Source organism: Rhodanobacter sp. OR87 (assembly GCF_000473345.1).
Lineage (GTDB): Bacteria > Pseudomonadota > Gammaproteobacteria > Xanthomonadales > Rhodanobacteraceae > Rhodanobacter > Rhodanobacter denitrificans.
The window spans coordinates 96,732-117,450 of the sequence record NZ_AXBJ01000002.1 but is presented as its reverse complement, the minus strand read 5'-3'; the positions used below and the strand labels follow the sequence as shown (position 1 = coordinate 117,450).

At 68.8% G+C, this 20,719-nt stretch carries 19 protein-coding genes; 11 read left to right on the top strand and 8 right to left on the bottom strand.

What is annotated here, in order from left to right; genetic code table 11:
- Positions 1 to 138: 138 nt before the first annotated feature.
- Entirely contained in the window at positions 139 to 1,389 is a 1,251-nt protein-coding gene (locus RHOOR87_RS0102305) for an O-antigen ligase family protein (protein ID WP_231378389.1), read from the top strand.
- A gap of 8 nt (positions 1,390 to 1,397) precedes the next feature.
- The gene (locus RHOOR87_RS0102300) at positions 1,398 to 2,399 is read left to right on the top strand and encodes a glycosyltransferase (RefSeq protein WP_015449017.1); all 1,002 of its coding nucleotides are present in this window, start codon (positions 1,398 to 1,400) and stop codon (positions 2,397 to 2,399) included.
- Here the strand turns inward: RHOOR87_RS0102300 and RHOOR87_RS0102295 are convergent.
- The 3 genes from RHOOR87_RS0102295 to RHOOR87_RS0102285 are packed head-to-tail and all read right to left on the bottom strand — an operon-like array spanning position 2,387 to position 5,107.
- A complete protein-coding gene (locus RHOOR87_RS0102295) occupies positions 2,387 to 3,223 on the bottom strand; it encodes a glycosyltransferase family 2 protein (protein WP_015449018.1) in 837 nt (278 codons plus the stop codon). The two genes, RHOOR87_RS0102300 and RHOOR87_RS0102295, sit on opposite strands and share 13 nt — an antisense overlap.
- 10 nt (positions 3,224 to 3,233) lie before the next feature.
- Complete coding sequence (locus RHOOR87_RS0102290; RefSeq protein ID WP_007513510.1) at positions 3,234 to 4,160, bottom strand: glycosyltransferase family 2 protein; 927 nt, start codon at positions 4,158 to 4,160, stop codon at positions 3,234 to 3,236.
- Positions 4,157 to 5,107 carry a UDP-glucuronic acid decarboxylase family protein gene (locus RHOOR87_RS0102285; RefSeq protein ID WP_007513508.1) on the bottom strand — a complete coding sequence of 317 codons (951 nt, stop codon included), beginning with the start codon at positions 5,105 to 5,107 and terminating at the stop codon, positions 4,157 to 4,159. Before RHOOR87_RS0102285 ends, RHOOR87_RS0102290 begins: the two co-directional genes overlap by 4 nt.
- Positions 5,108 to 5,280: 173 nt before the next feature.
- Between RHOOR87_RS0102285 and RHOOR87_RS0102280 the strand changes: the two genes are divergently transcribed.
- The 4 genes from RHOOR87_RS0102280 to RHOOR87_RS0102265 all read left to right on the top strand — a co-directional run bounded on the left by RHOOR87_RS0102280 (position 5,281) and on the right by RHOOR87_RS0102265 (position 9,270).
- Entirely contained in the window at positions 5,281 to 6,096 is an 816-nt protein-coding gene (locus RHOOR87_RS0102280) for a glycosyltransferase family 2 protein (RefSeq protein WP_015449020.1), read from the top strand.
- Positions 6,096 to 7,139 carry a CDP-glycerol glycerophosphotransferase family protein gene (locus RHOOR87_RS0102275; protein ID WP_015449021.1) on the top strand — a complete coding sequence of 348 codons (1,044 nt, stop codon included), beginning with the start codon at positions 6,096 to 6,098 and terminating at the stop codon, positions 7,137 to 7,139. Before RHOOR87_RS0102280 ends, RHOOR87_RS0102275 begins: the two co-directional genes overlap by 1 nt.
- Positions 7,140 to 7,210: 71 nt before the next feature.
- Positions 7,211 to 8,953, top strand: a complete 1,743-nt coding sequence (locus tag RHOOR87_RS0102270; protein WP_027484101.1) for a glycosyltransferase family 39 protein — start codon at positions 7,211 to 7,213, stop codon at positions 8,951 to 8,953.
- Entirely contained in the window at positions 8,950 to 9,270 is a 321-nt protein-coding gene (locus tag RHOOR87_RS0102265; RefSeq protein ID WP_007513501.1) for a tetratricopeptide repeat protein, read from the top strand. The genes RHOOR87_RS0102270 and RHOOR87_RS0102265 overlap by 4 nt, the downstream gene beginning before the upstream one ends.
- A gap of 51 nt (positions 9,271 to 9,321) precedes the next feature.
- On the opposite strand, the gene RHOOR87_RS0102260 is transcribed toward RHOOR87_RS0102265, so the two are convergent.
- From RHOOR87_RS0102260 to folB, 3 genes are all read right to left on the bottom strand, one after another.
- A complete protein-coding gene (locus RHOOR87_RS0102260; RefSeq protein WP_027484100.1) occupies positions 9,322 to 10,182 on the bottom strand; it encodes a DUF6159 family protein in 861 nt (286 codons plus the stop codon).
- 74 nt (positions 10,183 to 10,256) lie between these two features.
- A complete protein-coding gene (folK, locus tag RHOOR87_RS0102255) occupies positions 10,257 to 10,745 on the bottom strand; it encodes a 2-amino-4-hydroxy-6-hydroxymethyldihydropteridine diphosphokinase (RefSeq protein ID WP_027484099.1) in 489 nt (162 codons plus the stop codon).
- Positions 10,745 to 11,104, bottom strand: coding sequence for a dihydroneopterin aldolase (gene folB / locus RHOOR87_RS0102250; RefSeq protein ID WP_027484098.1), 360 nt, complete (start codon positions 11,102 to 11,104; stop codon positions 10,745 to 10,747). Before folB ends, folK begins: the two co-directional genes overlap by 1 nt.
- A gap of 97 nt (positions 11,105 to 11,201) precedes the next feature.
- On the opposite strand from folB, the gene dbpA reads away from it, so the two are divergent.
- Both dbpA and RHOOR87_RS0102240 read left to right on the top strand, forming a co-directional pair.
- Positions 11,202 to 12,581 carry an ATP-dependent RNA helicase DbpA gene (dbpA, locus tag RHOOR87_RS0102245; protein ID WP_027484097.1) on the top strand — a complete coding sequence of 460 codons (1,380 nt, stop codon included), beginning with the start codon at positions 11,202 to 11,204 and terminating at the stop codon, positions 12,579 to 12,581.
- A gap of 27 nt (positions 12,582 to 12,608) precedes the next feature.
- A complete protein-coding gene (locus RHOOR87_RS0102240; protein WP_027484096.1) occupies positions 12,609 to 13,388 on the top strand; it encodes a glutaminyl-peptide cyclotransferase in 780 nt (259 codons plus the stop codon).
- Positions 13,389 to 13,410: 22 nt separating this feature from the next.
- On the opposite strand, the gene RHOOR87_RS0102235 is transcribed toward RHOOR87_RS0102240, so the two are convergent.
- Positions 13,411 to 14,649, bottom strand: coding sequence for a TIGR03862 family flavoprotein (locus tag RHOOR87_RS0102235; protein WP_081699980.1), 1,239 nt, complete (start codon positions 14,647 to 14,649; stop codon positions 13,411 to 13,413).
- Positions 14,646 to 14,909 (bottom strand): hypothetical protein, encoded by a 264-nt coding sequence (locus RHOOR87_RS20190; RefSeq protein WP_155950900.1) that lies wholly within the window; start codon positions 14,907 to 14,909, stop codon positions 14,646 to 14,648. Before RHOOR87_RS20190 ends, RHOOR87_RS0102235 begins: the two co-directional genes overlap by 4 nt.
- Before the next feature lie 493 nt (positions 14,910 to 15,402).
- On the opposite strand from RHOOR87_RS20190, the gene RHOOR87_RS0102230 reads away from it, so the two are divergent.
- From RHOOR87_RS0102230 to RHOOR87_RS0102220, 3 genes are all read left to right on the top strand, one after another.
- On the top strand, positions 15,403 to 17,469 hold the full coding sequence (locus RHOOR87_RS0102230) for a pre-peptidase C-terminal domain-containing protein (RefSeq protein WP_027484094.1): 2,067 nt from the start codon (positions 15,403 to 15,405) through the stop codon (positions 17,467 to 17,469).
- Between the two features lie 165 nt (positions 17,470 to 17,634).
- Positions 17,635 to 19,008 (top strand): M20/M25/M40 family metallo-hydrolase, encoded by a 1,374-nt coding sequence (locus RHOOR87_RS0102225; protein WP_196806966.1) that lies wholly within the window; start codon positions 17,635 to 17,637, stop codon positions 19,006 to 19,008.
- Positions 19,009 to 19,502: 494 nt separating this feature from the next.
- Positions 19,503 to 20,639 carry a hypothetical protein gene (locus tag RHOOR87_RS0102220; protein WP_027484092.1) on the top strand — a complete coding sequence of 379 codons (1,137 nt, stop codon included), beginning with the start codon at positions 19,503 to 19,505 and terminating at the stop codon, positions 20,637 to 20,639.
- Positions 20,640 to 20,719: the final 80 nt, after the last annotated feature.

The window sequence follows — 20,719 nt, the reverse complement described above, 5'->3', positions numbered from 1 at the left end:
TCACGACACGCCCACGGAACGGCACACATGGAAGATGAACCTTCGCGTTACGATGCGGCGCGCGCATGCCAAGTCGAGGACGCTGGCCCGCTAGCATGGCCGGACAGGGATTACACGTTGCTTCGACAGGTTTCTCGCGTGCGCGCTCACCCCGCTTCATGGCAGCTCTGGACCGCTTCGCTGCTGCTGGCAGTCATGCCGCTGTGTTTCGCCGTATCCGGGCGCTTCAAGAGCCTGCCGATGGCCCTGCTGTTCGTGACCGGCGTGGTCCTGCTGGCCACGCGGGCGGAGAGCCGGCAGGCCTGGCGACTGGCCTGGCCGGTCATCGCCGTCTGCATGCTGCGCCTGCTGTATGACATCGGCAACTTCCTGAGCCACCGGCTCGACTGGTCCACCCTCGACCTGCCGGCGCAGACCCTGCTGTTCCTGGGCATCGCGGCCGTGTTCACGCTGCCGCTGAAGCAGCGCGTGATCGCGCTTGGCTTCAGCCTGACCGCCGTGCTGCTGGGTGCGGCGAGCCTGTACCAGCGCTACGCGCTGGGTGTCGACCGCCCCTACGGATTGAACGGCGGCGACTGGGCCGCGGTCGAGTTTGCGATGTACCTGCTGGTGCTGGTGCTGCTGGCGATGCTGCAGGCGTTGCGGCCGGACACCCGGCGCGGCGACCGCTGGCTGCACGTCGCCGCCGTGGCGGTCGGCCTGTACGGCGCGGTGCTGACCCAGAGCCGCGGCCCGCTGCTGTCGTTCGCCCCGGTCTACCTGGGGCTGATGCTGTGGCATGCGATGCGTTCGCGGCACTGGCGCCGCGTGCTGGTGCTGTTCGCGGCAACCGTGCTCGGCATGCTGGCGGTCACCGCCACGCTGCACCGGGAACTGGTCGAACGGCTGACCGATGTCCCGGCCGAGATCGCCAGTTACGACACCGGCGGCGACAGCAACGGCAGCGCCGTCGGCGAACGGCTGGAAATGTGGCGCACCGCATGGCAGGCCTTCAGCGAGCATCCGCTGGCCGGCATCGGCCTGGACCAGTTCGGCGTCTATGTGCGCGAACAGGCCGCTGCGGGCAATGCCAGCCCGCTGATCGCCAAGTATGTGCACCCGCACAGCGAATACCTCGAATCGATGGTAGCCGGCGGCCTGCCCGCGCTGCTGGTGCTGCTGCTGTTCCTCGCCGTGCCGCTGGGCTTTTTTGCCCGCCAGCTCGGCCATCCGCGGGAGCCGGTCGCCGCGGCGGCGGCGGCCGGGGTGATGGTGATCGGCATGTACGCCCTGTGTGCGTTCGGCGACAACGTGTTCTATCGGGCCATGCCGCAATCGCTCTATCTGTTCCTCGTGCTGGGCCTGGCCGTCGGCATCGGCCGTCTGCAGCGCAACGCTCCATCCTGCTGACGCCTGCCATGGCCCGCATCAATCTGCTTGCATGGGACAACCAGCGCGGTCTCAGCCACGACATCCGGCTGCTGTCCGCGGCCCTGGTCGCGCTCGGTCATCAGGTCCAGGTGACCCGGCTCGGCCCGCACCGGCACGATGGCCGCCGCAAGGTATGGCTGGCGCATGCGCGCATGTGGTGGCAACGGCTGCGCCACGCCGACCGGCACGCCACGCTGTACGACTTCAACATCGCACTGGAGCACGTGCGTCCGGACTGGTTCGGGCTGGCGCGGCGGAACCTGCTGGTGCCAAACCCGGAATGGCTGTCGCCACGCAGCCAGCGCTACCTGGCTCGCCACGACGCGATCCTGTGCAAGACCCGGCATGCGGTCGGGCTGTTCGCCGCCCGCGGCTGCCGCGCGCTGTACATCGGCTTTCGCAGCACCGACTGCCTGCAGCCGGAAATTCCGCGGCAGCCGACCTTCCTGCACCTGGCCGGCGCCAGCCGCATGAAGGGCACGCAGCGGCTGCTGGCGCTGTGGCAGCGGCACCCGGAATGGCCGAAGCTGCTGGTGCTGCAGTCGCCGCGCACCGCCACCCCGCTGACTGCGCCGGTGCCGGCCAACATCGAACACCGGATCGGCTATCCGGGCGACGTGCGCGAGATCCGCCGGCTGCAGAACGCGCACCTGTTCCACCTGTGCCTGTCGGAGACCGAGGGCTGGGGTCACTACCTGGTCGAGGCGATGAGTTGCGGCGCGGTGGTAGTCAGCTGCGACGCACCGCCGATGAACGAGCTGGTCACCCCGGCACGCGGCGTCCTGGTCGGCGCCAGCGACGCCGGGCCGTTCAACCTGAGCACGCTGCATCGCTTCGACGAGGCGGCGCTGGAAGCGGCCATCGAACGCCTGCTGGCGATGCCCGGGCACGAACGCGCGGCGCTGGGTGTCCAGGCGCGGGCCTGGTTCGAGTCGAACGAAGCGAGCTTCGCCGCGCGGCTGGATGCCGCCTTGCGTCAGCTCGGCTGAGCGGCGAGCGCGCGCAGGTCCGGCGGCGGATCGGCGAACTCGCCCAGGTGCTGCTCGACGCCGCGCTCGCAACGCAGCAGCCGGTACGTCCGCGTTTCGTCCACGATGCGGTCGTTCGGATTGTCGACGACGTGCTTGCGGGTGGGATGGTACAGGTGCGTCGCCAGCGCGCTGAAGCGCAGCTCGCGCCGGAGCAGGCCCGCATGGAAGGCGCGCAGGGCCAACTCGGTATCCTCGCGGCCCCAACCGGTCATCGCCTCGTTGAAGCCGTTCAGGCGCAGCAGGTCGTCGCGCCAGAACGCCATGTTGCAGCTCTTGATGCCGCGTTGCTTGGTGCCGGGCCGGGCATACCAGCGCGCCAGCCACGGCAGGCGCAGGGTGTGCCGGCGCCGCTCGATGCCGCGGCCGAAGAAGCCCGGCAGCGCCACGCCCTCCAGCAGGCGGCGGGTCAGCGCGGCGTCGGTCAGCACGCGCGAGCCCTGCACGAAGCAGCCGCGGCGCGCGAACGCGCGATGGTCGGCGACGAAGTGCGGCTCGGCGACCATGTCGCCGTCGAGCAGGATCACGTAGTCGCCCTGCGCGGCGGCGATCGCGCGGTTGCGCGCGCGGCTCATCCGCGCGCCATCGTCCGGCTGCCACAGGTGCACCAGGCGCACCGGGTAGTCCGCGGCGATGCGCTCCAGCAGTTCGCGCGTGGCCGGCTGCGAGCCGTCGTCGGTGACGATCACCTCGTGCGGCAGCTCGCTCTGCGCGGCCAGCGCACGCAGCACCCGCGCCAGCGCGGCGGGCCAGTTGTAGGTGATCACGGCGACGCTGATGCGCACGGCGGCGGGCTCAGTCCGTCGCCGGCACGTGCCGGCGTGGCCGGATGGCCGACCACAGGATCGACGCGGCACGCTGCTGGTTGCGCAGCCACGAGCCGTGGCGCAGGCGCGCCAGCTTCGCGTAGTGCCGGGCCTCGCGCCACGAGGGGTCGGGCTTGGTGCGGAACTCGTGCTTGACGCTCTCCAGGCAGCGCTCGTCCAGGCCGATGTTCCGGGCGTAGATCTCGATCAGGCAGCGCGAGCGGAACCGGTTGAGGTAGGTCGTGGCCGCCGTCTGCCGGCCCCACCAGCCGTTGTTGCCATGGATGCGGTAATGCACCGCGCCGGTGCGCAGGTAGTACTTGTGCGCGCCCAGCACGCTGGCGCCGAACACCAGGCAGTTGTCGGCGGACAGCCGCCAGGTCTGGCCCAGCTCCGCCGGCAGCTCCAGCGTGCGGCGCGCCCACAGCGCGCGCATCGACAACGCCGAGGTCGGCGCGCCGTACCAGTGCATCAGCACGTAGGTGCTGATCGCGGTGAAGCCGAGGTCGCGCGAACACGCGGCGTAACCCATCCAGCGCTGCTGGTCGCCGAACAGCTGCATGTCGGAGAACACGAAGTCGACATCGCGGCGGCTGTCGTAGAGTTCGCCCAGGCGCGCCAGGTAGTCCGGCTCCCAGCGGTCGTCAGCGTCGAGGAAGCAGACCACGTCGGCACGGGCCTGCGCCACGCCGCGCTGGAACGCGACCAGCTGGCCGCCATTCTCGCCGCACAGCAGGGTCACCCGCGGGTCGGCGCCGTAGCGTTCGCGCAGATACGCCGGCGTGCCGTCGGTGGAGCCGTCGTCGACCACGATGACCTGCATCGGCGCGCGGCTCTGCGCCAGCGCGCTGTCGACCGCCGTGCCGACGAAGCCGCGATAGTTGTAGCTGGTGATGACGACCGCGAAGCTGGTCATGCCGCCGCACCGTCCTGCAGCAGGCGGCGGAAGTAGCCGATGGTCTCCTGCAGGCCGTCCTCCAGCGCCACCGTCGGCTGCCAGCCGAGCCGCTCGCGGGCCACGCCGATGTCGGGCTGGCGCTGGCGCGGGTCGTCCGACGGCAGCGGCCGGTACACCAGCTTCGAGCGGCCGCCGACCAGGGCGATCACCTTCTCGGCCAGCTCCAGCATGGTGTGTTCGACCGGGTTGCCGATGTTCACCGGACCGGTGAAGCCGCGCTCGGATTCCATCATGCGCACGATCGCCTCGATCAGGTCGTCGACGTAGCAGAAGCTGCGCGTCTGGCTGCCGTCGCCGTAGATGGTGATGTCCTCGCCGCGCAGTGCCTGCATGATGAAGTTGCTGACCACCCGGCCGTCGTTCGGGTGCATGCGCGGGCCGTAGGTGTTGAAGATGCGCACCACCTTGATGTCGAGGTCGTGCTGGCGGTAGTAGTCGAAGAACAGCGTCTCGGCGCAGCGCTTGCCCTCGTCGTAGCAGCTGCGGATGCCGATCGGGTTGACCCGGCCCCAGTAACCCTCGACCTGCGGGTGCACTTCCGGGTCGCCGTACACCTCGCTGGTGGAGGCCTGCAGGATACGCGCCTTCACCCGCTTGGCCAGGCCCAGCATGTTGATCGCGCCGTGCACGCTGGTCTTGGTGGTCTGCACCGGGTCGTGTTGGTAGTGCACCGGCGAGGCCGGGCAGGCCAGGTTGAAGATGCGCTCCACCTCCACGTACAGCGGGAACGTCACGTCGTGGCGCATCAGCTCGAAGTATGGGTGGGCGAGCAGGTGCGCGACATTGCGCTTGCTGCCGGTGAAGAAGTTGTCCACGCACAGCACGTCGTGGCCGTCGTGGAGCAGGCGATCGCACAGGTGCGAGCCGAGGAAGCCGGCGCCGCCGGTGACTAGGATCCGTTTCATGCGTTGCCGTGGGGTACCGTTGCGGTAAAGGGAGAGGTGACGCCGGATCCGCTGCTGCCTGACAAATATTGTCATGGATTTCCGTGCAGGGGTGCGACCGGCTTCGCCCGACACGCAACCCGTTCAGTCCGTCGGCCCGCGGGCGCATGCCGGGCTTCGGCTAGAATCCGCCCATGCCCACGTTCCCGCTGACCCTTGCCGTGATCACCCGCAACGAGGCCGGCAGCATCGCGCGCTGCCTGGACAGCGTGCCGTTCGCGGCCGAGAAGCTGGTGGTCGACTCCGGCAGCGAGGACGACACGGTGGCGATCGCGCAGGCGCATGGCGCGCGCGTGGTGCACCAGGACTGGCTGGGCTTCGGCGCGCAACGCAACTTCGCCACCACGCAGTGCGCGCACGACTGGATCCTGGTGCTGGACGCCGACGAATACCTCAGCCCGGCACTCGCCGCCGAGCTGCAGCAGCGCCTGCCGGCACTGATGGCCGGCGATGCGCCAGCGGCGTACCTGCGCCGGCGCACGATCTACATGGGGCGACCGATGCGCTGGTACCGCCCGTCGGTGGGCGAGAAGCTGGCGCGGCTGTACCACCGCGGCCGCGCGCGCTGGAGCGACGCGCGGGTGCACGAATCGCTGCGTTTCGACGGCGCCGCGCCGACCCTGCGCGCCCCGTTCGACCACGCCAACAACCCGACCCTGCCGCACAAGCAGCTGAAGGTGCTGCGCTACGCCGAGCTGAAATGCCGCGACTGGCTGGACAAGGGCAAGCCGGTGCGGATGTGGCAGGCACCGTTCGTCTACCTGCTGGCCTTCGTCAAGGACTACCTGTTCCGGCTGGCCTTCCTGGACGGCTGGCGCGGCTTCCTGATCGCGCAGACCGCGGCCAGCTACGCGCTGTACAAGCGCATGCGGTACTACGAGATGGTCAGCCACCCGGAGTCGGTGGCAAGCGCCGCCGACCTGCTCCACCAACACGATATCGACCGCTGATGACCGACCCGAAGCCCGCTCCCAAGCACTACCTGCTGTACGGCTCCGAGCGCTACGCGCTGGCGATCCTGCGCCCGTTGCAGGAAGCCATACGCGCCCGCGGCGCCGAGGCCGCCTGGTTCTTCGACGGCCCCGGCGCGGAGGACATGGTCGCCGGCGAACGCCTGCTGACGGTCGAGGAAGTGCGCGCGTGGAAGCCGCTCGCGGTGATCACCTCGTCCAACGCGGTGCCGCACTTCTTCCCCGGGGTGAAGGTGGAGACCTTCCACGGCTTCGACGCCGGCAAGCCGCGGCACATCTACGTGCGCGGCTTCTTCGACCTGTACTGCACCACCGGCCCGCGCGACACCGCGCAGTTCCAGGCGATCGCCGACAGGGTCGGCCACTTCAGCGTGACCGAGACCGGTTTCCCCAAGCTCGACCCGTTCATGCAGGAGATCAGCGGCCCGCTGCCGCCGGTGCGCCAGCCGCCGGTGATCCTGTACCACTCCACCTTCTCGCCGTCGTGGAGCGCGGCCGAAACGCTGTACGAGGAAGTGAAGCGGCTGTCGCGCGACAGCCGCTGGCGCTGGATCGTCACCTTCCATCCGAAGATGAACCCGGAGACCACCGCGAAGTTCAAGGCGCTGCAGAACGAGTACCTCAGCTTCGCCGAGAACGACAACATTCTGGAGCTGTTCCCGCAGGTCGACCTGATGTGCTCGGACACCTCCTCGGCGCTCAACGAGTTCCTGCTCACCGGCAAGCCGGTGGTGACATTCAAGAACCGCCGGCCCGGCCCGCAGCTGATCGACATCGACGATCCGGCGCAGTTCGAGAGCGCGATCGGGCGCGCGCTGGCGCGGCCGCCGGAACTGCTGCAGGCGATCCGCGAGTACGCCGACGCGATCCACCCCTACCGCGACGGCCGCTCCAGCGAACGCGTGCTGGAGGCGATCGACGCCTTCGTCGCCCGCGGCGCGAAGAATCGCCGGCGCAAGCCGTTGAACCTGTGGCGCAAACTGAAGATCCGCCGGCGCATCGGCTACTGGGGCCCGGCCTGATCGTGCGGCCGGTCGCCTTGCGCACGCATCGCGCAGGCTAGAATCCCCACTGGCCTCCGAAGAGTCTGCCCGTGCCATCCAGCTCCTACCGTCGTTTCGAACACCTGCGCGCCACCTGGCCCTGGCTGCCGTTGTGGACTGTCGTGGCCTTGCTGGCGATCTTCTCGCACGGGCCGATGCCGCTGTATTCCACCCGCACCCTGGCGGTGGCGTGGGAGATGTGGACGCAAGGCTACTGGCTGGTGCCGCACATCAACGGCCAGCCCTACAGCGAGAAGGCGCCGCTGTTGTTCTGGCTGATCCAGGGCGGCTGGTTCGCGTTCGGCGTCAGCGACGTCTGGCCGCGCGTGCTCGAGGTACTGATCGGCGGCGCGCAACTGGTGCTCGTCTCGCTGCTGGCGCGGCGGCTGTTTCCGAGCCGGCCGTGGATGGCCAAGGCGGCGCCATGGATGCTGCTGGCGCTGGGCTGCGCGTTTCTGTTCGGCCTGCAGATCATGTACGACGGGTTGCTGGCCATGTGGACGCTGGCCGCCCTGCTGTGCCTGACCCCGAAGATGCAGCGGGCCGAACCGCGCTGGTTGCTGTTCGGCCTGTGCATCGGTCTGGGCCTGCTGACCAAGGGCCCGGTGATGCTGCTGCACGTGATCTTTCCGTGGCTGCTCGGTCCGCTGTGGAACGACTGGGCGCGCCAACACCGCGCGCGCTGGTACGGTCGCGGCGTACTGGCGCTGCTACTCGGCGGCGCGATGCTGTTGGCATGGGCACTGCCCGCCGGGTTCTCCGGTGGAGACGCGTATCGGCAGCGGTTGTTCTTCACCCAGACCGCTGGCCGCGTGGTCGACAAGCTGTCCGAAGGCAAGAACCTGCAGAACCATGCCGAGCCGTTCTGGTTCTATCTGCTGTGGCTGCTGCCGCTGCTGTTTCCGTTCAGCGGCTGGCCCCGCGCGTGGGTGGCCATTGCCGGTTTGCGGCGGCCGCTGGAGCCGGGCCTGCGCTTTGCGCTGTGCTGGCTGATACCGAGCTTCATCGTGTTCTCGCTGATCAGCGGCAAGCAGCCGTATTACCTGTTTCCCGAGGCCGGCGGTATCGCGCTGTTGATGGCTGGCGCGATCGCGGTGTTGCGCGAGCGCCAACCGGCGCTGGCCGACAATGGCTGGTTCGGTACCTGGCCACTGGGTGTGGGCGGTATCGGCTTTGCGCTGTTCCTGTTCGCCTTGCCGCTGTTGGTGGCCGGCAATCACCTGCATGACGATTGGTTCGATGCGGCCGCACCGTACAGCCGCTACTTCAGCGTGGTGTTCCTGCTGCTGGGCGGCCTGCTGCTGCTGCGCGGCCGCGGCGAGCTGCGCCGGCTGGCCGTGGCCGGGCTGATCGGCGTGCTCGCGCTCAACACCCTGTTCACGCTGACCCTGTGGCCGCGCTACGACCTGCGCCCGACCGCGCACCTGCTCGGCGCCGCCGAACAGGCCGACCGGGCGATCGCCTTCCTCGGCAACTACGAAGGGCAGTTCCATTTCGAGGGTCGGCTGACCCGCCCGATCGCGGAGCTGCTCGGCAACCCGGCGGTGCAGAACCAGGCCGTGCAGGACTTCGCCCGTGCCCACCCGGATGGCCTGATCGTGGTGCGCGTGGACCAGACGGATGCGAACGACCTGCGCTACGCGTTGCTGGTGCAGCCGTTCCGCTCGTCGTGGCTGGTGGTCTGGCCGGCCACCTCGCTGGCCGACCTGCGCGCCGGGCACACCCCGCCGGAACCGCCCCAGCCGACCCGGATCTACCCGGCCGACGACTGGCGCTACCGCACCCGGCCATGAGCGCGAAGCTGATCGCCAGCCTGCGCCAACAGTGCGGCGGCCCACGCGACGGCGCGCTGCTGCGTTTCTCGCTGGGCAGCGCGCTGCTGGCCGAAGGCGATGCCGGCGCAGCGGTCGACGAACTGCGTCGTGCCGTCGGCTTCGACCCGGCCTATTCGGCGGCGTGGAAACTGCTCGGCAAGGCCTGCCTTGCCCACGGCGACGCAGCGGCCGCCGCCGCGGCCTGGCGCAGCGGCATCGCCGCCGCCGCGCAGCGCGGCGACAAGCAGGCCGAGAAGGAAATGGGCGTGTTCCTGCGCCGGCTGGAGAAGCCGTAGTCGGGCACCGCGGCAGGCGCGCCCTGCGCGGTTGCAGGTCGGCGCCGCCGACTACCGCTGCTTCGGCGCAAAAGCCTGCTGCAGCAGCGCCTGGTCGAAGCCGACGCTGGCCTCGCCCGCTTCCGCGTAACGGTACAGCGCGGCCGAGTAGATGCCCTGCAGCGACGCCTGGACCAGCCCGAGCAGGGTCAGCCCCAGCACCACCACGGCCACCGCCAGCACGATCGCCACGGCCGACTGCGACACCACCGCCGCGCCGAGCAGCACCGCACCGAGCAGCACCGCCAGCAGCATCAGCAGGCCGAACACCACGCCGATGCCGCCGTTGCCGATCAGGTTCTCGCCCCAGCTGCGCTTGAGCAGCTCCACGCTGCGTTTCACCGCATCGACCGGGCCCGTGCCCTCGCTGGCCAGCACCGGCACCACCAGGAAGGTGGCCACGGTCCAGGCCAGCCCGATGAAGCCGACCACCAGCCGGCCGATCAGGCCCAGCCGCTCCTGGATCATCCGCAGCAGCAGGCCGACGGTGGCGGCGATCAGCGCGTAGCCGAGGATCTGCGGCAGCCGTGTGCGCGCCAGCGCGAAGCCGGCGCCCACGCTGGCCGGCTCGCCGCGCAGGTGCATCAGCGCCACGCCGGTCAGCGCGGTCTGGAAGAACACGATCACGAAGTACTGCACCAGGTAGAAACCGAACATCAGCAGGTAGGCGCCTGCCGTCATGCCCTGCTCGAAGCGCTGCCCGGCGTGCTCGCCGCCGATCACCATCAACCCGACCGGCACCAGGAAACTGGCCGCCACCAGCAGCGTGCACAGTCCCGACAGCAGCGGAAACACCAGCAGCGACTTGTCCGAACGCAATACCGCCGCGCTCGCCTTCAGCAGCGCCCAACTGCGTGCAAATTTGCCGGCCATGCGTCTCTCCCCTTCATCCGTGGCTCGTGAGCAGCCTTTCTAGCACCCGCCGCACGCGCGCGACAGTGTGCCGCTCAATCCGCCAGTGGCTCGACCTGCAGCGGCTCGCTGGCGGCCGGGAACGCCGCCCACAGCTCGGCCATGCTCCGCCCGCTGACGGGATGCCGCAACGCCGGCGCGATGTCCGCGATCGGCCGCAGCACGAACGCATGCCGCAACTCCTTGCGCGGAATCTGCAGGTGGCCCGGGCCATCGAGCACCAGCGCGTCGTAGAACACGATGTCGACGTCCAGCGTGCGGTCCGCATAGCGCGGCACGTCGCGGCGGCGGCCGTGGCGGTCTTCCAGCGCGTGCAGCCAGTCGTTCAACGCTTCCGGTGGAAGATCGGTATCCAGCCCCACCGCCAGGTTGACGAAATCCGCCCCATCGAAACCCACCGACTTGCTGCGATACGCTGGCGACACCGTGAGCTCGCCGAAACGCTCGCGCAACTCCCTGACGGCCGCAGGCAGGTACCGCTGCGGGTCGAGGTTGGAACCCAGGCTCAGGTAGACCCGTGCCATCAAAGCGTTCGCGTGCCGCGCTCGATGCACACGCCGACCGCCTTCGCGCCGCGCACCGCGCCGGGCTTGGACAGTTTCAGGCGCACCCAGGCCACGCCGAACTCCTCGCGGATGATCGCCGCGCAGCGCTCGGCCAGCGTCTCGACCAGGCCGAAGCCGGACGCCTCCACATAGCCGATCAGGCGCTTGGACACATCCTTGTAGTTCAGTGTGTGCACGATGTCGTCGCTGGCCGCCGGCACGGTGTTGTCGAAGGCCATCTCGATATCGAACGACAGCGTCTGGCGCACCCGGCGCTCCCAGTCGTAGATGCCGATGACGGCGTCGATGCGCAAGTCTTCGATGAAAACGGTATCCATGGCGGCGATCAGCGAGAGGCGGTAGCCGTACAGGGTCCGCGAGCCGGCCGCCGGATGCAAGCCCGTGCCGCGATGGCCGCCATGCGATCATGTGCGGATGACCGCCTTCAACACGCTCCCGCTCAAACCCGCCCTGCTCGCCAGCGTGGAAACCCTCGGCTACACCGAGATGACCCCGGTGCAGGCGCAGAGCCTGCCGCCGATGCTGGCCAGGCGCGACGTGATCGCGCAGGCGCAGACCGGCAGCGGCAAGACCGCGGCGTTCGGGCTGAGCCTGCTGCAGTCGATCGACGTGGACACGATCCGCCTGCAGGCGCTGGTGCTGTGCCCGACGCGCGAGCTGGCCGACCAGGTCAGCAAGGCGCTCCGCAAGCTGGCCGCGAACATCCCGAACGTGAAGCTGCTGACCCTGTGCGGCGGCATGCCGCTGGGGCCGCAGCTGGCCTCGCTGACGCACGACCCGCACATCGTGGTCGGTACGCCCGGCCGCGTGCAGGAACACCTCAAGCGCGGCAGCCTGCACGGCGGCGGCATCAAGGTGCTGGTGCTGGACGAGGCCGACCGCATGCTCGACATGGGTTTCAGCGAGGCGATCGACGACATCATCGGGCGCATCGCCAAACATCACCAGACGCTGCTGTTCTCGGCCACCTATCCGGAGGAGATTCGCGCGGTGAGTCAACGCGTGCAGACCGACCCGGTGGTGGTCACGGTGGACGCGCCGGCCGAGCAGAAGCCGGCGATCGAGCAGCAGTTCATCGAGGTCGAGCCCGCTCAGAAGCTCGACGCCTTGGCGCAACTGCTTGCCGGCGAGCGCGGACAACACGCGCTGGTGTTCTGCAACATGCGCCGCGACGTCGACGCGGTGGCGCAGGAACTGGATCGCCGCGGCTACTCCGCGCTGGCCCTGCACGGCGACATGGAGCAGCGCGACCGCGACGAGGTGCTGGTGCGCTTCGCCAACAAGAGCTGCAACGTGCTGGTCGCCACCGATGTGGCCGCGCGCGGACTGGACATCGCCGCGCTGCCGCTGGTGCTCTGCTACGACGTGGCGCACGACCCGGACACCCACACCCACCGCATCGGCCGCACCGGCCGCGCCGGCGAAACAGGGCTGGCGATCACGCTGTGCACGCCGCGCGAACGGCCGAAGGCAGCGAACATCGAGGAGGCCGGCGGCGTGCCGCTGTCGTGGCGCACGCTGAAAGTGGCGCCGCCGCGCGGCAAGACCCTGCAGCTGGCGCCGATGAAGACGCTGGTGATCGACGCCGGCCGCCAGGACAAGCTGCGCCCCGGCGACATCCTCGGCGCGCTCACCGGCGACGCCGGCCTGGACGCGAAGGACATCGGCAAGATCGACGTGTTCGCCACCCGCGCCTACGTGGCGATCGGCCGCGCGCTGGCGAGCAAAGCGCTGGAGCGGCTGCGCGCGGGGCGGATCAAGGGCCGCAACTTTCGCGTGCGTCCGCTAGGCTAGGTGCCCCGCCCTCCGGAAGCCGACCCGATGCCGCGCTGGTCCATCCGCCTCCTCTCCCTTGCCCTGCTCGCCTGCACCGCCGCCGCGCACGCCGCCGACATCCCGGTCTACGGCTACCGGGTCGTGCATGCTTATCCGCACGACACCGGCGCCTATACCGAGGGACTGTTCTACAAGGATGGTTTCCTCTACGAGAGCACCGGCCAGGTCGGCCAATCGACCGTGCGCAGGGTGGCGCTGGAAACCGGCGAGGTGGTGCAGCGCCAGCGCCTGCCGAAGCAGTATTTCGGCGAGGGTATCGTCGACTGGAAGGACCGCCTGGTGCAGCTCACCTGGCAGAGCGGCACCGGTTTCGTCTACGAACTGGCCAGCTTTACGCCGCAGCGCCGCTTCCGCTACGCGGGCGAGGGCTGGGCGCTGACCCGCGACAACAAGCACCTGTACATGAGCGACGGCACGCCGGTGCTGCGCGTGCTGGATCCGGAAACGCTCGAGGTGATCCGCCGCATCACGGTCACCGCCGACGGCGCACCGGTCACCCGCCTCAACGAACTGGAGTGGGTCGACGGCGAGATCTACGCCAACGTGTGGCTGACCGAGCGCATCGCGCGGATCGACCCGGCCAGCGGCCACGTGACGGGCTGGATCGACCTCACCGGTCTGTTCGACAGCAGCCAGCTGCCGAACCCCGAGGACGACGTGCTCAACGGCATCGCCTGGGACGCGGCGCGCCAGCGCCTGTTCGTCACCGGCAAGTGCTGGCCGCAGCTGTTCGAGATCGCGCTGGTGAAGCGGCCCGCACGCTGAAGCCGCGTCGCGGTCGGCAGCGTCAGCCCGCGCCCAGCAGCCGGCGCGCCGCGGCGCGGCCGGCGAGCAGGCCGCTGGCGAAGCAGGCGGTGAGCAGGTAGCCGCCGGTCGGCGCCTCCCAGTCCAGCATCTCGCCGGCGCAGAACACGCCGGGGCGGGCACGCAGCATCAGGTTTTCGTCCAGCGCCTCCAGCCGCACGCCGCCGGCGGTGCTGATCGCCTCGGCCACCGGTCGCGGCGCGCGCAGGCGCAACGGCAAGGCCTTGAGCCGCGTCGCCAGCGTCGCCGGATCGGCCAGGATGGCTTTGTCGGCGAGTTCGAACAGCAGCGCGCACTTGGCCTTGTCCAGCCCGGCGCGCCGGCGCAGCCAGTCGCCGAGGCTGTGCCTGCCGCGCGGCGCAGCCAGGCGCTCGGCGAGTACCGCTTCGGGGTAGCCGGGCACCAGGTCCAGCTTCAGCAGCGCTTCGCCGCGTTCGGCAATCTGCTCGCGCAACTCGGCGCCGATCGCGTAGATCAGACTGCCTTCGATGCCGTACTCGCTGAGCACGAACTCACCCTGGCGCGAACGGGCCACGCCGCAACGGTCGACCCAGTGCGCCACCACCGGCTTGAGCGGGGCACCGGCGAAGCGGCTGGCCAGATGCTCGCTCCACGCCAGCTCAAAGCCGCAGTTCGCCGGCTGCAGCGGCGCGACGTCGATGCAGGCCTGCCGCAACGGCGCCACCCAGGCGCCATCGGAGCCCAGTTGCGGCCAGCTGGCGCCTCCGAGCGCGAGGACGGTGGCCTCGGCATGCAGCGTGCATTCGCCCTGCGCCGTGGCGAAGCGCAACGCGCCATCGCTCCAGCCCAACCAGCGGTGGTGCACGTGGAACGCCACGCCGGATTCGCGCAGGCGGCGCAGCCAGCCGCGCAGCAATGGTGCCGCCTTCAGGTCGGCGGGAAACACCCGGCCGGAACTGCCGGCGAAGGTCTCCACGCCGAGCCCGCGCGCCCAGGCGCGCAACGCCTCCGCGTCGAACGCGTCCAGCCAGCGCCCCACCTCGTCGCGACGCGCGCCATAGCGCTCGACGAAGCGCGCGCGCGGCTCGCCGTGGGTGAGGTTGAGGCCGCCCTTGCCGGCCAGCAGGAATTTCCGCCCGGCCGAACCCTTCGCCTCGTACAGGTCGACCGCCACCCCGGCCGCGCAGGCGGCCTCGGCCGCCATCAGTCCCGCTGGACCGCCGCCGATGATCGCCAGTCGGGGAGAAGCTTGCCGGGTCATCCGCGCATGGTCGCATGCCGCCTGCGCGACCGCAGCGGCGAAAGGCGCATCATGCGGCAACGGAAACGACCGCCAGTCCGGGCCAACTGAATCGGAAATAAACCGGGCAGGACGATTCCCGCGGATTTGCGGAACGAGCCGCCGCGGACACCTTCGCCAAAATCACGCGATATATTGCGGATCGCGCCGGACAAAATCATCGTAAACACAAATAATTGCGTATCCGCCAGCCATTCCCGGCCCGGAATGAACGGTGCCACGCGCATTCGTGCCGAGGCGAAACGCCTGCACCAGCCCCGCGCACCCGGGATCCATCTGGCTGATCCGCACGCAAAATACCGCCGCGGCGGCGGCCGATCGTGTCGCAAATCACGTGCTTTCGCGCCGCCGGCGCCAGCCGGATGATTATCGAAGATATTTGCGTCACAACCACGACCACGTAATTCCATGATTATGTGACAGCGATCAACCGTCATTTCAAAAAGTCCTATTGACTGGTTTCATCTGCAACTCATACCGTCGCCGCATTCGCCAATGGGGAGCTTGGCGAATGATTCTGCCGCCACGCCTTTGCAAGACCATTTTCGAATCTGCATTCGGCCCCGAGGAAAAACCGGGGACCCGGGCGCGAGGCACGGGATCGCAAGGCAATCCAGGAAAACTCGGTGCCGCGTCTGTCCACGGCACTCCATGACATGAGGCCCTCACGGCCCCAGCGGGCTTCGTTTGTCTCAAAAACTTCGGGAGTTCCACATGCTAGGCAATTTTCAATTGAAGTCGTGGGCCATCGCGGCGGGGGTCGCCATCATGGCGGCGTCCAGCGCGGCGGCCACCAATGCAGTACCCGCACAAGGTGCCGCCACGCCAGCGGCGGCAGGCAATCGGACGCTCAACCCGTACTCGCCGGCCTACGGCCATCCCTACCGCCATGGCGTGTTTCCCACCAAGGAAGCCCATGCCAGGATGAAGCAGTACCAGGCGCTGCAGGCGACCACCACCACCGCCGCCACCGGCACGGAAACGCTCAGCTATGGCGGCGGCGTTGACGGCATCGGCGTCACCAGCGGCACGCCGAAGGTCTACATCGTGGTCTACGGCAGCCAGTGGGGCACGGCCAGCACCAACAGCAGCGGCAACATGACCCTCTCGGGCGACACCTACGGTGCCGTGCCTTACCTGGAAAACCTGTTCAAGGGCCTGGGTACCGGCGGCGAGCTGTGGTCGGGCGTGATGACGCAATATTGCGACGGCTCCTCGGTAGCCACCGGCGCCACCTTCTGCCCCAGCGGCGCCCCGACCATCGGCTATCCGACCGGCGGCGCCTTCGTCAACATCTGGTACGACAATTCGGTGGCTTCGCCATCGCAGGCGACCGGTGCGCAGCTCGCCCAGGAGGCGATCAAGGCCGCGCAGCATTTCGGCAACACCACGGCGGCCTCCAACCGCTACGTGCAGTACGTGATCCTGTCGCCGCCCGGCACCCATCCCGACGGCTTCAACACCAGCAGCGGGCAGTTCTGCGCCTGGCACGACTGGAACGGCGACCAGAGCGTCAGCTCGCCGGTCGGCGACGTCGCGTTCACCAACATGCCGTACGTGCATGACATGGGTACGAGCTGCGGCATGAACTCGGTCAACGGCAGCGCGGGTGCGCTGGACGGCTTCTCGATCGTGGAAGGTCACGAGTACGCCGAGACCGTCACCGACCAGAACCCGGCCGGCGGCTGGACCAACCACACCGGCGACGCAACCTACAACGGTCAGGAGAACGGTGACGAGTGCGCCTGGATCAGTTCCGGCCAGGGCGCCACGGCGAACGTGACCATGGGCAACGGCACCTATCCGATGCAGAGCACCTGGTCGAACGACACCAACGAGTGCGACCTCTCCCACCCGATCGTGGGTGGCGGAACGTCGACCGGGGGCACGCCGGCGGCCAACTTCAGCTACACCACCAGCGGCCTCACCGCCAACTTCACCGACAGCTCCACCGACAGCGGCGGCACCCTTTCCGCCCACTCGTGGAGCTTCGGCGACGGCAGCAGCTCGACCGCCACCAACCCGAGCCACACCTATGCGGCAGCCGGCACCTACAGCGTCAGCGAGACGGTGACCGACAGTGTGAACGGCCAGACCAGCAGCACCACGAAATCGGTGACGGTATCCACCAGTGGCGGCGGCAACGTGCTGCAGAACGGCGTGGCGCTCACCGGCCAGTCCGGCGCGCAGGGCGCACAGTTGTTCTACACGGTGGTGATCCCGGCCGGCGCCAGCAACCTGGTGATCTCCGAGTCCGGCGGCACCGGCGACGCCGACCTGTACACCAAGTTCGGCTCCGCCCCGACCCTGACCAGCTACGACTGCCGGCCGTACATCACCGGCAACAACGAGAGCTGCACCGTGGCCTCGCCGCAGGCCGGCACCTACTACGTCATGCTGAACGGCTACACCGCGTTCTCCGGCGTCAGCGTCAAGGCCACCTGGAGCACCAGTAGCGGCGGTGGCGGCAACGTGCTGCAGAACGGCGTGGCGGCCACCGGCTTGGCGGCCACCACCGGCAACAGCGTCAACTACACCATGGTCGTGACCGCCGGCGCCACCAACCTGAGCTTCAAGATTGCCGGCAGCACGGGTGACGCGGATCTGTACGTGAAATTCGGTTCCGCCCCGACCACCTCGAGCTACGACTGCCGGCCGTACCTGACCGGCGACAACGAAACCTGCACGATCAGCAATGTGCAGGCCGGCACGTACTACGTGATGGTGCGCGCCTACCAGAGCTATTCGGGTGTCAGCCTGACCGGCAGCTACACGCCGTAAGCGACACTGCATCGAAACGGCACGCAGGGACGCGCGCCGGCCCCTCTCCAGGACCCGAGGCCCGATCGGCGACGATCGGGCCTCTTCCTTTGCGGGTGCCCGGACACCGCCCACGCTGTATCGTGAGCGCTCCGATGCCGAGGGATGCGAACGATGCTTCGACCGATGCAACTACTGCCTTTCATCCTGCTGGCGGCGACCGGCGCCAGCCATGCCGCACAGGCGCCGGCCGCACCGCGCGAACAGCCGGCGTTGCACGCGCTGGCCGGCGCGCCGAACGAAGCAGAGCTGCGCGCCACGATCGCCACGCTGGTCGGCTTCGGCACCCGCCACACGCTGTCCGATACGAAGTCCGACACCCGCGGTATCGGCGCCGCGCGGCGCTGGGTGAAGTCGCGCTTCGAGGCGATCGCCCGCGACTGCGGCGGCTGCATCGAGGTGGTCACGCCCGCGCAGGCATTCAGTGGCAAGCGCATGCCCACGCCCACCGAGGTGATGGACGTGGTCGCGATCAAGCGCGGCAAGCGCGACCCGCAGCGGGTGATCGTGATGACCGGCCACCTCGATTCGCGCGCCAGCGACGTGATGGACGCCACCAGCGACGCGCCCGGCGCGAACGACGACGCCTCCGGCGTGGCCGCCCTGATCGAGGCGGCGCGGCTGCTGTCGAAGCACGACAACGACGTCACCCTGGTGTTCGCCGCGCTCTCCGGCGAGGAGCAGGGCCTGTACGGCGGCAAGGTGCTGGCCGACTACGCGACGGCCCACGGCTGGCGGGTCGAGGCCGACCTCAACAACGACATCGTCGGCAACAGCCGCGGCCAGAACGGCGTGGCCGACAGCAGCACCGTGCGGGTGTTCTCCGAAGGCACCAGGAGCAACGAGACGCCGGCGCAGGCGAACCATCGCCGCTACCACGGCGGCGAGGTCGATTCGCCCTCGCGCAATGTGGCCCGCACCATGGCGGCGCTCGCCGACGCCTATCTGCCGGACTTCCGCGTGCGCATGGTCTACCGCACCGACCGCTACGGCCGCGGCGGCGACCAGGTGCCGTTCCTGGAAGCGGGCTACCCCGCCGTGCGGGTCACCGAGGCGCACGAGGACTACACCCGCCAGCACCAGGACCTGCGTACCGAGCACGGCATTCACTACGGCGACACCATCGACGGCATCGACTTCCGCTACCTCGCCCGGGTCACCGCGCTGAACACCATCACCATGGCCGCGTTGAGTCGTGCGCCGGCGCCGCCGGAGGGAATCGACATCGCAGGCGCGGTGGCCACCGACACCACGCTGAAGTGGCGCAAGGTGCCCGGCGCCGCCGGTTACCGCGTGCACTGGCGCGATACCACCGCGGCGAAGTGGCAATACGCGCGCGCGGTGGGCGACGTCGATCATGCGTTGCTGCCGGACGTGGTGATCGACGACTGGTTCTTCGGCGTGTCGTCGGTCTCGGCCGACGGCTACGAGAGCCCGGTAGTTTTTCCCGGCGACGCCGGCAGCTTCGCGCGCTCGCCGGCGCCCGCCGGCCAGCCCTGAGCCCGCTGCCGCAACCGCGCCGCTGCAACGCCGGGGGTGCCGTCGAATTCGCCCTTGAAGATTATCAGCGGCAGTGAAAGACACCTGCCTTTCGCAATAACTTTCGTATTAATCGCAATTAACTGACGACGATTAAGCAACTCATCCATGAGTGCCGATGGAATCGAAGGTGTTTTCCGCAGCGAAGGCCTGTGTATTCGATTCCATATTTGAAAAAATCCTATTGACGGTTTTCATTCGCCTGACCTAGTTTGGCGGGATTCGCCCATTGGGAGGTGGGCGAATGATCCCCGAGGGAGGCCCGGCAAAACCGGTATCCCGGAAAAGCGGCGGCGGTCTTGTCCGATGGACGCAATCAAGGACGACCGCTGATAGCCACGGGATCCCGGTCAGGTCCGCAACAACACCAGTCGCCGCGAGTGATGCGGCTATTCCTGCATGGGGCCATTCGGCCGCATCGGGTCCGTTTGTCCTGAACATCCACGGGGAGTTCTATGTCGACGTTATTGAAGCGCAATCTGCTCATCGCATTCGCCAGCACCGCCCTGCTCGCCGCCACCCTCGGCTCGGCGGTCGCCGGCAACACGGATGAATTCGCACCGAACCCGTATGCGCCCTCGTACGGGCACCCCTATCGCCACGGCGCGGTGCCCACCCAGGAAGCGCTGGCCCGCATGCGCCAGTACGACAACCTGCACGCCGCCAAACCCGGCGGCGGCACGTCCACCAGCTCGAAAACGCTGAGCTACGGCGGCGGCGTGGACGGCATCGGCGTCACCAGCGGCACGCCGAAGGTCTACATCGTGGTCTACGGCAGCCAGTGGGGCACCGCCGGCACCGACGCCAACGGCAACATGACCCTGAGCAACGACCCGGTGAACGCCGTGCCGTACCTGCAGAACCTGTTCAAGGGCCTGGGCACCGGCGGCGAGCTGTGGTCGGGCGTGATGACCCAGTATTGCGACGGCAGCGGCGTCTCCACCGGCGCCACCTTCTGCGCGTCGAGCGCCAGCCACATCGGCTATCCCTCGAACGGCGCACTGGTCTCCGTCTGGTACGACAACTCGGTGGCCTCGCCGTCCAACGCCACCGGCACGCAGCTGGCGCAGGAGGCGATCAAGGCCGCGCAGCATTTCGGCAACACCACCGCCGCCGCCAACCGCTACGCGCAGTACATCATCCTGTCGCCGACCGGCACGCACCCGGACGGCTTCAACACCTCCACCGGCAACTTCTGCGCCTGGCACGACTGGCAGGGCGACAACTACGGCATCACCTCGCCGGTCGGCGATGTGGCCTTCACCAACATGCCGTACGTCTACGACATGGGCACCAGCTGCGGCGAGAACTTCGTCAACAGCGGCGCCCAGGGCCTGGTGGACGGCTTCTCGATCGTCAACGGCCACGAGTACGCCGAGACGGTGACCGACCAGAACCCGGCCGGCGGCTGGACCAACCACGTCAAGGGCTCCCGCAGCAAGGGCCAGGAAAACGGTGACGAGTGCGCCTGGATCAGCTCCGGCCAGGGCAAGTCCCAGAACGTGGTGATGGGCAACGGCAGTTACGCCATGCAGAGCACCTGGTCGAACGACACCAACGAGTGCGACATCACGCACCCGATCGTGCTGTAAGACACGGCCTCCGCCGCCGGCGCCTGCAGGCGGCCCGGCGGCTCCGTGCAGACGCAAGGATGATGGCCCGATCGGCGACG

What these genes read in the sequence shown, in the direction of transcription:
- RHOOR87_RS0102300 (WP_015449017.1), top strand. Translation starts at nt 1,398, where the DNA reads ATGGCCCGCATCAATCTGCTTGCATGGGACAACCAGCGCGGTCTCAGC.
- RHOOR87_RS0102290 (WP_007513510.1), bottom strand. Translation starts at nt 4,160, where the DNA reads ATGACCAGCTTCGCGGTCGTCATCACCAGCTACAACTATCGCGGCTTC.
- RHOOR87_RS0102285 (WP_007513508.1), bottom strand. Translation starts at nt 5,107, where the DNA reads ATGAAACGGATCCTAGTCACCGGCGGCGCCGGCTTCCTCGGCTCGCAC.
- RHOOR87_RS0102280 (WP_015449020.1), top strand. Translation starts at nt 5,281, where the DNA reads ATGCCCACGTTCCCGCTGACCCTTGCCGTGATCACCCGCAACGAGGCC.
- RHOOR87_RS0102275 (WP_015449021.1), top strand. Translation starts at nt 6,096, where the DNA reads ATGACCGACCCGAAGCCCGCTCCCAAGCACTACCTGCTGTACGGCTCC.
- RHOOR87_RS0102265 (WP_007513501.1), top strand. Translation starts at nt 8,950, where the DNA reads ATGAGCGCGAAGCTGATCGCCAGCCTGCGCCAACAGTGCGGCGGCCCA.
- RHOOR87_RS0102260 (WP_027484100.1), bottom strand. Translation starts at nt 10,182, where the DNA reads ATGGCCGGCAAATTTGCACGCAGTTGGGCGCTGCTGAAGGCGAGCGCG.
- folK (WP_027484099.1), bottom strand. Translation starts at nt 10,745, where the DNA reads ATGGCACGGGTCTACCTGAGCCTGGGTTCCAACCTCGACCCGCAGCGG.
- folB (WP_027484098.1), bottom strand. Translation starts at nt 11,104, where the DNA reads ATGGATACCGTTTTCATCGAAGACTTGCGCATCGACGCCGTCATCGGC.
- dbpA (WP_027484097.1), top strand. Translation starts at nt 11,202, where the DNA reads ATGACCGCCTTCAACACGCTCCCGCTCAAACCCGCCCTGCTCGCCAGC.
- RHOOR87_RS0102240 (WP_027484096.1), top strand. Translation starts at nt 12,609, where the DNA reads ATGCCGCGCTGGTCCATCCGCCTCCTCTCCCTTGCCCTGCTCGCCTGC.
- RHOOR87_RS0102235 (WP_081699980.1), bottom strand. Translation starts at nt 14,649, where the DNA reads ATGACCCGGCAAGCTTCTCCCCGACTGGCGATCATCGGCGGCGGTCCA.
- RHOOR87_RS0102230 (WP_027484094.1), top strand. Translation starts at nt 15,403, where the DNA reads ATGCTAGGCAATTTTCAATTGAAGTCGTGGGCCATCGCGGCGGGGGTC.
- RHOOR87_RS0102225 (WP_196806966.1), top strand. Translation starts at nt 17,635, where the DNA reads ATGCAACTACTGCCTTTCATCCTGCTGGCGGCGACCGGCGCCAGCCAT.
- RHOOR87_RS0102220 (WP_027484092.1), top strand. Translation starts at nt 19,503, where the DNA reads ATGTCGACGTTATTGAAGCGCAATCTGCTCATCGCATTCGCCAGCACC.